This is a genomic window from Elioraea tepidiphila DSM 17972 (assembly GCF_000378465.1).
Lineage (GTDB): Bacteria > Pseudomonadota > Alphaproteobacteria > Acetobacterales > Acetobacteraceae > Elioraea > Elioraea tepidiphila.
Genome location: NZ_KB899933.1, coordinates 41,291 through 53,157, shown reverse-complemented (window position 1 = coordinate 53,157; position 11,867 = coordinate 41,291). Strand labels below are relative to the sequence as shown.

Annotated in this window: 14 protein-coding genes; all 14 read right to left on the bottom strand. The window is 73.3% G+C overall.

Going from position 1 to position 11,867, the window contains the following annotated elements; genetic code table 11:
• Positions 1-19: 19 nt before the first annotated feature.
• A complete protein-coding gene (locus F563_RS0116985; protein ID WP_019015888.1) occupies positions 20-448 on the bottom strand; it encodes a hypothetical protein in 429 nt (142 codons plus the stop codon).
• Positions 445-1,167: a DUF6441 family protein gene (locus tag F563_RS0116980; protein WP_019015887.1), complete on the bottom strand. Its 723-nt coding sequence runs from the start codon at positions 1,165-1,167 to the stop codon at positions 445-447. Before F563_RS0116980 ends, F563_RS0116985 begins: the two co-directional genes overlap by 4 nt.
• A 3-nt stretch (positions 1,168-1,170) precedes the next feature.
• On the bottom strand, positions 1,171-1,479 hold the full coding sequence (locus F563_RS0116975; protein WP_019015886.1) for a head-tail joining protein: 309 nt from the start codon (positions 1,477-1,479) through the stop codon (positions 1,171-1,173).
• A 6-nt stretch (positions 1,480-1,485) separates the two neighbouring features.
• A complete protein-coding gene (locus tag F563_RS0116970) occupies positions 1,486-1,761 on the bottom strand; it encodes a hypothetical protein (RefSeq protein WP_007005774.1) in 276 nt (91 codons plus the stop codon).
• A complete protein-coding gene (locus tag F563_RS0116965; protein WP_019015885.1) occupies positions 1,758-2,414 on the bottom strand; it encodes a structural protein in 657 nt (218 codons plus the stop codon). Before F563_RS0116965 ends, F563_RS0116970 begins: the two co-directional genes overlap by 4 nt.
• Positions 2,411-2,758, bottom strand: coding sequence for a DUF2190 family protein (locus tag F563_RS0116960; RefSeq protein ID WP_019015884.1), 348 nt, complete (start codon positions 2,756-2,758; stop codon positions 2,411-2,413). The genes F563_RS0116965 and F563_RS0116960 overlap by 4 nt, the downstream gene beginning before the upstream one ends.
• 82 nt (positions 2,759-2,840) lie before the next feature.
• Positions 2,841-4,898 carry a prohead protease/major capsid protein fusion protein gene (locus tag F563_RS0116955; RefSeq protein WP_019015883.1) on the bottom strand — a complete coding sequence of 686 codons (2,058 nt, stop codon included), beginning with the start codon at positions 4,896-4,898 and terminating at the stop codon, positions 2,841-2,843.
• 25 nt (positions 4,899-4,923) lie between these two features.
• Entirely contained in the window at positions 4,924-6,417 is a 1,494-nt protein-coding gene (locus tag F563_RS0116950; RefSeq protein ID WP_019015882.1) for a ubiquitin-activating E1 FCCH domain-containing protein, read from the bottom strand.
• Positions 6,414-7,880, bottom strand: coding sequence for a phage portal protein (locus tag F563_RS23050; RefSeq protein ID WP_019015881.1), 1,467 nt, complete (start codon positions 7,878-7,880; stop codon positions 6,414-6,416). The genes F563_RS0116950 and F563_RS23050 overlap by 4 nt, the downstream gene beginning before the upstream one ends.
• On the bottom strand, positions 7,880-8,116 hold the full coding sequence (locus F563_RS0116940) for a phage head-tail joining protein (protein ID WP_019015880.1): 237 nt from the start codon (positions 8,114-8,116) through the stop codon (positions 7,880-7,882). Before F563_RS0116940 ends, F563_RS23050 begins: the two co-directional genes overlap by 1 nt.
• A gap of 13 nt (positions 8,117-8,129) precedes the next feature.
• On the bottom strand, positions 8,130-10,028 hold the full coding sequence (locus F563_RS23045; RefSeq protein WP_019015879.1) for a phage terminase large subunit family protein: 1,899 nt from the start codon (positions 10,026-10,028) through the stop codon (positions 8,130-8,132).
• A gap of 25 nt (positions 10,029-10,053) precedes the next feature.
• Complete coding sequence (locus tag F563_RS0116930; RefSeq protein WP_019015878.1) at positions 10,054-10,578, bottom strand: hypothetical protein; 525 nt, start codon at positions 10,576-10,578, stop codon at positions 10,054-10,056.
• Between the two features lie 90 nt (positions 10,579-10,668).
• On the bottom strand, positions 10,669-11,526 hold the full coding sequence (locus F563_RS25730) for a DUF3489 domain-containing protein (protein ID WP_019015877.1): 858 nt from the start codon (positions 11,524-11,526) through the stop codon (positions 10,669-10,671).
• A gap of 97 nt (positions 11,527-11,623) precedes the next feature.
• Complete coding sequence (locus tag F563_RS0116920) at positions 11,624-11,860, bottom strand: hypothetical protein (RefSeq protein WP_019015876.1); 237 nt, start codon at positions 11,858-11,860, stop codon at positions 11,624-11,626.
• Positions 11,861-11,867: the final 7 nt, after the last annotated feature.

The window sequence follows — 11,867 nt, the reverse complement described above, 5'->3', positions numbered from 1 at the left end:
GACGTCTCCGGGAGCGGGATCAGGCCAGCGGCGAGCCGGCCACGGTGAAGGACAGCGTGACGGGGACGGAGGCGGCGCGGGCGGCTGCGGCGCCTTCGGTCTCGGCGTCGTCGAAGGACGGCGCGCCGGGCTGCGCCCACTCGACCGCGCCGCCGAGGGTGCGATCGCCAGCGATCGCCGCGGCAATGTCGACCAGCAGCGCGTCGAGGATCGCGCCGGTGGCGGCGACGACCTCGACCTCCGCTCGGTGCTCGACCGCCCAGGCGAGCGGTGAGAGGATCGGGGTCTCCTCCACCGTCTCGCCGTCCCGCACCACCACGAGCCCGCCGGTGGGCAGGCGCTGGGGGACGGTCTCGTTGCGGAGGACCTTCGGGGCAGGGTTCCGCACGGCCAGGGCGGCACCCAGGCGGGCGGACAGGGCGGCCAGGGCCGTCTCGCGGACACTCATCCGGTCCTCGCCGTTTCGGCTTCCCAGGCCGCCACGAAGCGCCGCGGCAAGCGCCGCAGGGCGCGAAGAGAGGCGCCGCGCACGTCGAGCCGCTTGGCCAGCTTCACCTGCGGCAGCAGCAGGAACATCGGCACCATCCCCTGTTCGAGTAGGCCGCGCGCCCAGGCCTCGCGGCCCTTGCGGTTGGCGGTGCCGACCTCGGCCACGCCGCCGGCAATGAGGCGGGTGCGCCGCCGTCGGCCTGTCGCCGCGCCCTGGCGCAGCGGCAGGCACCAGACGAAGCCGCGCCCCGAGCGGAAGGGCCGGAGGAAGCCCTGGCCGGAGGCGACCATCTGCGCGGGCGTGACGCGCAGCCCCTTGTCGCCGCGGCCACGCCAGCCGCGTGCGGCGTTGAAGCCAGTGGCGATCGCGAGGAACCGCCCGCCGCCCTTCGGCCGGATCAGCGCACCGCGCTCGAAGGCGTCGATCACCAGCGGGGTCTTGCTCCAGACCAGGCCGGCGGCGCGCATCGACACACCCGTGCGCGGAAAGACCTGCGAGCGCCAGGCATTGGCGATGCCGCGCGCCTTGCCGCCGAGGGAGCCGGCGACCTGCTGGCGGAGCTCCCCCTTGAGCGCGTCGGTCTCGGCGCGCACGGCGCGGGAAGCGGCGCGCTCGCCGGCACAGACCTCCTCGGCGAGCGCCTTGCGGAGGTCGCCGACGATGGCGGTGAGCCGCACGGCCTACCGCCGGCAGAGCACGCGCCAGGCGACCCCGGCGGCGTCCCGCTCGGCGCTGTCCACCGTGAGCAGATCCGGGCCGATGGCGAAGGTGTCGCCCGCCTCGACCGCCGCCAGCAGGGCGATGCCGACCGTCAGCACGTCGGTCGCGCGCAGCACCGGCGTGTCGAAGGCATCCGCGACGCGATCCGGGCTGGAGCGCAGGATGCGAAGCGACATGGGCGCGCCGGTGCCCGCAGCGCGGTAGGTCGCCTCCACCCCGAGGTTCGGGTCGGCGGCGAGCACCGCCAGCGCGTCGTCGAACACACCCATGGCGGATCAGCCCAGCCCAAGCCACGAGGCGAGCTTCGCGCCGACCGCCGCGCCGACGATGCCGCCAGCCGCGGCCGCGCCCGTCGCGGGGATCGCCGGCGACGCGCCCGGCACTCCGCCGGCAGCCAGCGACAGCCGCGCCGTCAGGCCCGCCATCGCCTTGACCAGCTCGGTGACGGTGCGGGTCAGCTCGCGCATGTCCTTGTCGCCCTCGGCGAGGCGCCGCTCGATCTCGGTCAGGCGGGTGACGATGGTGCCGAGTTCGCGGTCGTGGTCCGTCATCGGGCGACCTCCCGCTGCCGCTGCAGCCGCTGGTGGATGGTCCAGGCCGCGACGCCGATCACCGCGGCGGCGACGCCCCACGGGCCGAGCGCCCGCAGGACCGAGGCCAGGCCGTCTGCGTGCGGCGCGAGCGTGGTGACCGCATCGACCACCGCCGCCGCCGTGACGCCGGCGACCACCGAGCCAGCGGCGGCGCGCACGGTGCCGCTATGAGCGAGGCCCGGCTGGACCAGCCCCGCCATACGCAGCCCCTCAACGATGGTCTCCGGTGCATAGGGCATGCCGCCGAGCTCATGGCGGATGATCGCCTCGACCAGCCCGCGCATGGTGGCGGCATCGTGCAGGTCGATCGGATCGTCGAGCCCGACCCCCAGCCGCGCAGCGACCGCCGCTTGGTAGGCGCGGGTGTCGTTCTCGCTGCTTGGCGCCCAGCGCGCGACGATGCTGCGCACCGTGCGCAGCCCGTGCCGGTCCTGGTAGCTCTGCAGCAGCAGGGCGAGGGCGCGGATGCCGTGCTGGTGCGAGCGGAAGCGGCAGAACCGCCCGTCCGAAGGCGGATCGACGAGCCCGAGCCACTTGTTGGTGGCGAGGTGCTCGATGTTCCCGGGGTTGCGGTTGCGGTAGCCCCGGCTGAGCTTCGGGTCACCGCTCATGCGCCGGACGCCGGGACGCGGTTGAGCCAGACGCGGACGGTGGCGTCGGCGGCGAGCGCGGCCTGGGTGGCGATGCCGATCGAGAAGTTGCCGGTGGCGGTGGTGGTGACGCGGCGGTTGGTGTTGTCCCAGAAGACCCGCGCGCCGGCGGAGATGGCGAGCGAGGGCTCCTTGGTGAGATCGAACACGCCCTGGGTGGCGGCCTCGATGACGGCGTTCTGCGCGCCGTCGACGGCAGCGACGCCGAACAGCGCGCCGACCAGGACGCCCTGGCCGGCGGTGACGCCGCCCGCATAGGGGACGGCGACGGCCAGGCTGTCGCCCGGCTGGACGAAGTTGCGCATGGTGATGGGGTCTCCAGAAACGCAGAAGGCGTCCCGAAGGACGCCCTCTGCGTGGGTTCACGATGGAAGGGGTGAGCCGGGATCAGGTGCCCGGATTGAACCAGGCGCCGCGCCAGTCGATGGCGCCGACGCCGAAGTCGAAGATCACGCTGACCTCAACCCCATCGACGCCCGAGACGGGCCCGGTGGTGACCTGCGGCCCCTCCGCGCCGTTCAGGTAGCCGTAGACGTAGACCGGCGCCGAGAGCGGATCGGAGAAGAGGTACCAGCGGTTGTTCTGGATCAGCGGCTCGACCAGCGGCTGCACGAAGCCTGCGAAGACGTTCGCGTTCGAGGTCTGCGTCGCCGCGACGCTCACGGTGAGCTGCCGCGCCGCGAGCTCCTGGTTCGGCCCGACCAGCAGGCGCATCGAGGAACCGATGGCGATCGGCAGCCCGTCGAGCGTCTTCTGGCGCATGATGGCGGCCCGGCCGGTGGCGAGCCCGCCGAGGTCGAGCGCCGAGCCCGCGCCCGCCTTGTTGGCGCGTGCCGCGCCGGTGCCGAACACCGCGGTGTTGCCGGTGGTCAGCGTCGGGCCGTCGCCGTTGGCCGAGTTCAGCAGCCCGTAGGCCGTGGCGTTCTCGAAGTCGGCGACGCGGCGGCCGATCGCCGCGGCGAAGTCGGTGAAGGCGCCGAGGTCGTCGTTCACCAGCATCGGCCGGGTGACGCGGATGCGCCGCGCGAAGGTCTGCAGCAGGACGATCTCCTGGCTCTCGGACATCGTGCCGGCCTGGATCTCGCCGTTCTCCAGCAGCGGCAGCAGGGTCGGGAAGTCGCCGACGCGGAGGTGCCGGTGCGGCTTGAAGTCGCGGAAGTCGCGACGGAGGAAGATCTGGCGGTAGGTCGGCTGCGCCGGCTGGTAGGCGGCGAGCAGCATCTTGTTGGCCGCCGCCGAGAGCAGCAGCGGGAAGTCGGAGGTGGTGTGGAAGGCGCGCTCGGCCAGCAGCGTCGGGTTGCGCGGCACGCTCCGCTCGCCGCGGGCGCGCAGCAGTTCGCCGATCATGTCGGAGGGGCGCCAGCCCATGAACTCGGCGTGGCGGCCATTCCCCTGCGGCTGGTAGCCGGGCATGGCGCGGGCGGCGAGCGCCTCGGCCATGGCGTCGACCAGCATGGCGGGATCGTCGTGGCCGGGGCCGGTCTCCGGCCGCGCGGGCACGGAGGGCTTCGGCGCCGTCGTGACCAGGAGGTCGAACAGGGCGCGGCGGACCTGGTCGGCCGACCAGCCGCGTTCGATCGCCTCGCTGCGGATCGGCGGGATGCGATCGGCCGCGACCAGGGCGCGGGCGGCCTCGATGGCGGCGTCGATGGCGGCGATGCGCTCGCGCTCCGCGCGCTGCGCTTCGGCGCGGACCGCGTCGAGGTCGGGCGCGGCGCGGGTGGGTTCCGGCACCGGGGCGCTGGGCGTGGTGGTCACGGTGGTCTCCTGGGTCGGGCTGGGCGGCGCGGACGGCGCCGGCGCGGCCGGGGTCTCCGGCGTCGTCTCGGGCATGATGGGTTCCTCGTCAGGCAGGGCGGGTTCGATCGCCGGCGCGGGGAGGCCCTGCTCCCCCTGCGCACGGACTGCGGCGTCCCGATCCACCGGGACCGGCACGACGGAGATCTCGAAGGGCTCCCAATCCACGGCGCGGTGGACGGTCTCGCCAGTCGCGACGTCGGGCCGCGGCTCGTAGCGGTGCACGCGATAGCCGACGCTCACCGCGCGGAGCGTGCCGTCGGCGATGCGCTGCCAGACGGGCTCGACATCGGCCGCGGCGGAGAACTGCAGCGTGGCGTAGCCGCGACCGCGCTCGAGGCGGGCGGCCGTGACGCGCCCAAGGACGTCACGCGCATCGCCGCGGCGGTGGGTGTTCAGCACCGGGGCCTGACCCGAGCGCAGCGCGTCCATACGCACCGCGTTCGGCGACATCTCCAGCTCCTCGGTGATGAGGCCGAGGGCGGGGACGAAGTTGCGGGCGCGGGCGCCGGTCGACCACACCACCTCGACGGTGCGCGCGGCACGATCGACGGTGGCCGGGGCCGCCAGCGCGCGCTGCGCCACGATCGGCATGGCAGGGGTCGCCGGCGCGGCATCGCTGCCGCCCGGCTCGGTCGTCTCGGTCATGCTGGATTCCTGCTGGCCGCCGCCGCTACGGCGCGGCGTAGCCCTGCGCGTTGACGTAGACCTGCGCGCCCGTGGTCAGGCAGGCGAAGTTCACTGCCGTTGCCGCCGTCCCGCGCAGCGGCGTCGGGAAGGTGATGTCCACCGGGGTCGCCATCGCCGCCGGCAGCAGTTGCCGCCAGATCACCGTCGCACCGTCCTTGATCACCACCTCCGTCGCCACCGTCGCATGCGCGTTCCGCAGGTCGATGGAGGTCACGTAGTTCCGGACGCCGGCGGCCGCCGCGGCCTTCAGCACGACGTCCGCCGTGCCGGTAATCCCGCCCGCGGCGCCGGCGTACTGCCAGTCCGCCTCCGGGATCGAGAAGGGCTTGTTCACCAGCGCGCCGATCAGCGTCGCCAGCAGGTCGATGCCCCGGCCGGTGGTCACCGCGGTCGGGTTTGCCGAGAGGCCGGTGGCCACCAGCACCGGCAGGGCGCCGTTCGTGTTGCGCGCCTGGCCACCCACTGCCGTCAGTGTCGGGGCGATAGTGCTCAGCACGTTCACCCCGAGCCCCTGGCCGGCGACCGACTGGCCGCGCCCGGCGGTGATCTCGGTGGTGAGCTCGGCGTAGTCCGCGATGGTGACGAACTGCACCTTCACGTCGGTGCTCGAGGCCGGCGCCAGGTTGCGCGAGACCGACGCCCAGCCGGTGTTGAGGTAGGCCCCGGAGAAGGTCGAGCCGACCAGGTCGAAGCTGTTCGCGTCGATGACCGTGATGGTGAAGGTGCCATTCGCCCCGGGCACGCCGGAGACGTCCGCGACCGTCACCACATCGTTCGTCGCGAAGCCATGTGCGGCCCGGGTGATCCGCACCAGGCCGGAGCCGTTGTTGGCGACCGCGGAGATGCCGTTGATGAACTGCCGGTTCCGCACCCGGATCCGGAACCGGTAGAGCGCATTCGGCTCCGGGATCTGCTGGTGGCGGACATAGGAATTCGACCGCGCCGCCGTTGTGTCGATCTGCCGGCCGTGGAACCAGCATTCGTCGTTGGTCGGCTCGATCTCCAGCACCGACCAGCCTGCCGGCGCCGTGGTTGGGATGGTCGAGGCGGAGGCGGTGACGAGGCGCGGCGCGCCCTCGCTCCCTACCTCGTAGTTCGCCAGTGTCGGGCTGGTGCCGTCGAGCCGCCAGGCCGCGGCGCTGCGGCCGTCCGGTTGGGCAGAGGTCGGATCGACGGAGACCAGCTCGAGCCAGACCGACTGCCCGGCGATGCGCTGGCTGAGGTTCAGCGCCGCCATGATGCGGAGCGGGATGGTGAAGGCGGTGCGGCTGGTCAGCACGATCTCGTCGTCGAGGGTCGTGCCGGTGGAGATGGTGACGGTGCCGTCCGCGACAGCGAGGACCATGCCACTGCCGCTGGCTGCGACGTCCCAGCGGGCTGGGTTGATCTCGGTCCCGTTGAAGCTGTCGCGGAACTTCTTCTGCATGCTCTTGATCTTGAGCATGTCGTCCGTCCAGTCGTAGGCGCCGGCGATCATCGGGGTTCTCCTGCGGCAGGCGCGGCGGCGCCGGTGGCGGCGATCTCGACGGCGGCCATCTGCGCCGCGTCCTGGGCGGCGCCGGACTTCGCGACGCGGCGCGGGTCGGTGTCGAGCGAGATGCCCGCCTCGTCGAGCAGGGCGTTGGCCTCGCGGATCATCTCCACCGCGGCGCGGAAGTCGTAGCCGAAGGCGCCGGCGGCCTCGGGCTGCGGCACAAAGCCGGCGCGGACCTGAGCGATCAGCGCCGTGGTGTCCTTCAGAGGATCGATCATCTCGTGCGCTGGCGGGACGTGGCTGACGCCGTCCGGCATCTCGGCGCCCCACAGCCCGAGCAGCGCACCCTGGGCGTGGAAGCGGTCCGCGATCGGGCGCACCAGCATCGGGATGAGCATCCCGTACTGCACCTGCTCGCAGAGCCGGCGGAACTCGATCTTACCGGCGCGCAGGGAGGAATAGTTCGCCTGCGTGAGGTCGCCGGAGACCTGGTCGTAGGTGAGGCCGGCGCCGACCGCGGCCGCCTCCAGCGCGCGGCGGGCGAAGGCCGCGTGGCTGCCGCCGCCGGAGGGGTTCACCACCTCCACGGAGCCCATGCCGCGGCGATACAGGATCATCCCCGGCTCGAAGCTCTCCACCGTCCGGCCCTGGGCATCGCGGAGCAGGCCGGCGGCGGCGCCGGTCAGCGCCTCGTCGCCCTCCTCGGTCACCACCGCCGCAAGGCAGGCCTCGATCTTGGCTTTCATCAGCAGGGCCGCCTCGTAGTCGCCGAGGTCGCGCAGCCGGAGCAGCACCGGCGCGAGCCAGGAGACGTCGCGCAGCTGGCCGGGGCGCCGCTTGCGGTAGATGTGCAGCACATCCGAGGCCGGGATGCGCTCGCTGCTCAGCCAGGTTGCGCCCGGCAGGATCCAGGCCGCGCCGGGATGCACCCGGTGCAGCCAGTAGCCGAGAGGCTGCCCGGCCTCGCCGAGCGCGATGCCCTGGACGGTCGGGGCGCCATCCACCATCCCGTTCCGCGCGGTGTCGAGGTGATCGCTCTCCAGCACCTGAAGCCGCAGCCCGATCGGGTTGGCGGGGGACGGCGGCACCATAAGAAATCGCACGAAGCACTCACCGCTCTCGACGACGGCGCGCATGACGAGCGCCTGCAGCCCGTAGAGGTCGAGCCGGCCTTCGGCGTCGCAGGCCGTGCTCTCCGCCCAGCGCCGCCAGGCCTCGGCATGACGCCCATCCGGCCAGCGCGTGGTGATGCCGGCGCCGACTGCGTTGCCGGTCCAGAGATCGACGATGCGGCAGGCATAGGGATCGTTGCGGACGGCATCGCGCGCCCGCCGCGCGACCGTCGTCGCGGCCATGCCGACCTCGGCTGTCGCGCTGCCGCCAGACGGCGCCCAGGCGGAGGCACGCTGGTCCTGTGCCGCGGCGTAGCCCCGCAGCGCGTTCCACGCGTCTCGCAGCCGGCCCATCACCTGGTTCCCTCGCGGGAGAAGCTGGCCAGCGTGACGGAGGGACGGCGCGCTGCCGTGGTCTCCGCCCCGCGCAGCACGGCGAGCGCACGGCTGAGTTCGTCGAGGCTACGGTACTCCACGGTCCGTCCGTCGAAGGTGACGCGCGTGGTGCCGCCGGTGTAGGCGGCGGCGAGCGCGGCGGCCCGGCTGCCGGCGGGCTGCGCCAGCGCCCAGGCGAGGACGGTCGGGTCCATGCTCGTCCTCCCTTTAGCGCAGCCAGCCCGAGCGGGGCGCGAGCCAGCCGCGCGGGCGATGGCTGTTTGGCGCGGCCGGCGGCGTCGACGGCGGAGCGACATTCCCGCCGGCGGGAAGCTCGCTCGTTTGCAGTGGGGCGTTGGCGACCTGCTCGCGCAGCTGCGCCCAGAAACGCTCGCCGTAGCGGTCCGCGCCGAGCAGCCAGAGCGCGGCCCGCGCCAGCACCGCGCAGTCCAGCGCCTCGTTCCTCTCGCGCAGCTTGGCCCATTCCTGCCGCGCGAAGCCGCGCCGGTCCTTCACCGTGTGGAGCTGCTCGGCGACGAGCTGCTTCACCCACTCCGCCTCGATGCCCTGCGGCAGGTGCACCCAGCCGGGCGGGAAGTCGTCCGCGTCGCCGCGGCCAAGCCAGAGCCGGCGATAGAGATCGGCCTTCCAGGTCGAGACCGAGACGGTCCAGAGCTTTAGGCCCCGGCGGAGCTTGCGGCCATCGACCAGCGCATCGACCGGCGTCGGGCCCTGGACCGGCTGCGCGCGGTTCCAGCCGTCCACGCCCTTGGTCGGCGCGATGCGCGGGTCGTGCAGCCGACGCAGGTGCCCGTAGACCGCTGCTGTGTCTCGCCCACCTGTGTCGACGCAGAGTCGGGCGATGCGCATCGCGCCGCCATCGTGCCGCGGCCAGTCGCGCGCTAGCAGCCTCGCCAGCGCGTCCCACGGCTCCCGCTCGCGCGGGCTGCCGAGGATCACGACGTGATCCACCAGCCAGGAGGTGTACCCTTCTGCCCAGCCCCAGACGTCGCACTCAAGGCGATCGTCCTGCACGTCCACGCCGGCCGTGAGGCACAGCGCGCCGGCGGGCACGACGCCCATCCGGAAGTCCTCGCGCCGCTCGACCAAGCGCTCCCAATCCGGCGCCTCGCCCCGCTCCTGCCAGGTCTCGCCCAGCACCGTGTTCCTGAAGGTCTTCAGGTCCTCGGGCTTGCCCTGCGCCGCCTCCCAATCCCGCGCGACCTGCTCCCACGAGTACCAGCCCACCGGCGCGTAGAGGGAGGAGATGTGGAACCCGACCGTCTGCGGATCTTCGGCGGTGGCGGTCGCCCGCCATTCGCCGCCGGCCAGCATGGCGGTCTTGTGGTGCTCCTCAATCGCCTCGTCGCAGGCCTCGCAGTGGTAGCGGGCCGAGCGCGGGTCGCCCTTCTCCCAACGCAGCCGCTCGAACCGCAGCCACTGCATCTCGCCGCAGTGCGGGCACGGCACGAAATAGCGCCGCTGGTCGGAGGCAGCGTATTCCCGCTCGATCCGGCTGCGGCCGGCGATGGTGGGCGTGCTGACCAGGAAGGCCTTGCGGCGCCAGCCAAAGGTCCGCGCGCGGGCCTCGGCCAGCGCAATCGGGTCGCCTTCGCCCTCGACGTCGCCGGGATAGGCGTCGATCTCGTCGAGGAACAGGAACCGCGCCGTCATCGAGCGCAGCCCGACCGCGCTGTTCGCCCCGGTCAGCACGAGGATGCCGCCAGGGAATTCCTTCGACAGCAGCGTGTTGCCGCTGTCTCTGGCGCGGGCCGGCGCGACCCTCTCCTTGAGGGCCGGCGTCTCCTCCAGCAGCGGGTCGATGCGCTGGCGCGAGAAGCGCTTCGCCAGTTCGACGGTCGGCTGCACCGCCAGCACCGGGGCCGGCACGTGGTGCAGGATGTAGCCGAGCCAGTTGTTCCCGGCCTCGGTGGCGCCGACCTGGGCGCCCTTCATGAAGACCACGCGCCGGGCGGGATGCACCGCCGAGAGCGCGTCCATCACCTCCCGCAGGTACGGCGTCCGGCTCGTTCGCCAGGGGCCGGGCTCGGAGGAGGCCCGGCTGCCGAGGATCCGGTGCCGCTCGGCCCATTCCGACACGCGGAGCTGCGGCGGCGGGCGGAGCATGCTCCCCGCCCGGCGCCGGACATGGTCACGGGCCCGCTGCCCGATCTCCGCCGAGGCCTGGAGGGTCGAAGCGATCGGCCGCCTCCGAGAGCAGGTCGGTGATGTGCTGCTGCAGGATGGTCTGCAGCAGGTGCGGGTCGACACCGAGCTCCGCGGCGATCAGCCCCGACACGCGGGCCGGCCAGTTCAGCAGCGCGTCGCGCATCGCGCCCGCGATCTCGTCGATCGTGGCGTTGGCCTCGGCGACATCGAGCAGCCGGCGCTTGTTCTCGTCGAGCGCAAGCCGCTGTGCCTCGACCTTCAGCGCGAGCTGCGCGACCTTCAGTCGGGCGTAGGGCGTGCCCTCGGCGCCGCCGCCACCGCCGCCATTGGCCAGCGGCGAGCGGGCGGGATCCGCAGTCTCCACCAGGCGGCGTCGGGTCTTGTCGATGTCCCACTGGCCGTCCGGCTCGCGGGCGATGCGGTTCGTCTGCTCGGCCTTGCGGAGCGCCGTCTCGGTGATGCCGATGCGGCGGGCGGCCTCGCGGGTGGACGGCGTCAGCTCGGGCATGGCGGCGACCTCCCGCCGCCCGTGGTGTCCATGACGGGCAAGGGCCCGCTACCTTCCGGTGGCGGGCCCTCGACGCGTCCGACCAGGCCTTCAGGCCGGCAGGTGGTAGATCGTGTAGGACCCGCGGGCGCCCTCCTTGTTCGGGCCGACCTGGCGGACCCGCTCCAGCACCTGCACCTCGATCCCCTGGCGCTTCTTCAGGCCCGCGAAGAATCCCCGCACCGTGTGACCCTGCCAACCGGTGGCCTCGCAGATCTGCGCGATGGTCGCGCCCTCCTCGCGGCGGAGCAGGGCGAGCACCGCCTCCTGCTTCGTGCCCTCGCGCGGCTTGCGCGGCGCGCCCGGCTCGCTGGCGGCGCGGGGCGGCTTGCCGGCCAGGGCGGCGCGGAGGGCCGCCATCGGCCCGTCGAGGGCGGTGATGATATCCGTCTCGCGGTTGGCCTCGTCGTCCCAAGCGGCCAGCACCGCCGCGGCGACGGCGCGCAGGCTCGCGCGCGGGGCGGGCGTGGGCGCGGCCTGGGTCGCCTCAGGCGCCGGGGCGTCTTCGTCCCGCGGCGCCTCCTCCGCCCCGCCCGCGGGCGCCGTGTCCGCGCCCGTCGCGCCGGCCTCCGCGGCGGCGCGGCGCTCGGCGTTGCGGCGGGCGATGGCCTCGGCGCTCTGCTCGTCCTCCTCCGGCGCGTCGCCCGCGTTCGGGTCGATGCCGATGGCGCGCAGCCCGTCGTCGGTGATGCGCGCCACTATCCAGGTCCCGTCCTCATCCTGGCGCCAGCCAAGCCCGACATGCTGCCGCGGGGCGTTGATCTCGATGAGCAGGTTGTTCTTGATCAGGCTGCGGAACACCGCATTGCGGGCGGCCGCCGGCAGGGTCTTCGGCGCGCGGGCGAGGCCCATCTCGTGCTGCGCAGCGGCGCTCAGGATCACGCGCTGGGTGTCGGAAAGCTTCGTCATCGTGCTGGTCTCCGGTGTCGGGTGCCGACCATCGGCCCCTACTGCCGGGAGCCCCGCCGGCGCTGCCGGTCGGGGCCGCGGCGGGTTGTGCCGCGTGCTACTCGGCGAATTCGCCGCGCTTGAAGTAGCAGTCCGTCACGCTCGCGAGCCGGCTGTTCCAGTGTTCGAGGGTGGCGGCCTTGCCCCAGAGGACGTCCTCGGGATCCGCCCCGAAGTGGTCCGCGCTCATCTGCTGCAGTTCGGCGACCATCGCGTCGAAGCGGGCCTTCTGCTGCAGGAAGGCTTCGAGGCTCTTCTGCTGATTGCGGGCGGCGCGGGCTTCGCGGTCGGTCATGCTGGTC

Excerpts from the sequence above, each read along its gene's own strand:
- F563_RS0116985 (WP_019015888.1), bottom strand. The coding sequence starts at position 448 with ATGAGTGTCCGCGAGACGGCCCTGGCCGCCCTGTCCGCCCGCCTGGGT.
- F563_RS0116975 (WP_019015886.1), bottom strand. The coding sequence starts at position 1,479 with ATGGGTGTGTTCGACGACGCGCTGGCGGTGCTCGCCGCCGACCCGAAC.
- F563_RS0116970 (WP_007005774.1), bottom strand. The coding sequence starts at position 1,761 with ATGACGGACCACGACCGCGAACTCGGCACCATCGTCACCCGCCTGACC.
- F563_RS0116965 (WP_019015885.1), bottom strand. The coding sequence starts at position 2,414 with ATGAGCGGTGACCCGAAGCTCAGCCGGGGCTACCGCAACCGCAACCCC.
- F563_RS0116960 (WP_019015884.1), bottom strand. The coding sequence starts at position 2,758 with ATGCGCAACTTCGTCCAGCCGGGCGACAGCCTGGCCGTCGCCGTCCCC.
- F563_RS0116955 (WP_019015883.1), bottom strand. The coding sequence starts at position 4,898 with ATGACCGAGACGACCGAGCCGGGCGGCAGCGATGCCGCGCCGGCGACC.
- F563_RS0116950 (WP_019015882.1), bottom strand. The coding sequence starts at position 6,417 with ATGATCGCCGGCGCCTACGACTGGACGGACGACATGCTCAAGATCAAG.
- F563_RS23050 (WP_019015881.1), bottom strand. The coding sequence starts at position 7,880 with ATGGGCCGGCTGCGAGACGCGTGGAACGCGCTGCGGGGCTACGCCGCG.
- F563_RS0116940 (WP_019015880.1), bottom strand. The coding sequence starts at position 8,116 with ATGGACCCGACCGTCCTCGCCTGGGCGCTGGCGCAGCCCGCCGGCAGC.
- F563_RS23045 (WP_019015879.1), bottom strand. The coding sequence starts at position 10,028 with ATGCTCCGCCCGCCGCCGCAGCTCCGCGTGTCGGAATGGGCCGAGCGG.
- F563_RS0116930 (WP_019015878.1), bottom strand. The coding sequence starts at position 10,578 with ATGCCCGAGCTGACGCCGTCCACCCGCGAGGCCGCCCGCCGCATCGGC.
- F563_RS25730 (WP_019015877.1), bottom strand. The coding sequence starts at position 11,526 with ATGACGAAGCTTTCCGACACCCAGCGCGTGATCCTGAGCGCCGCTGCG.
- F563_RS0116920 (WP_019015876.1), bottom strand. The coding sequence starts at position 11,860 with ATGACCGACCGCGAAGCCCGCGCCGCCCGCAATCAGCAGAAGAGCCTC.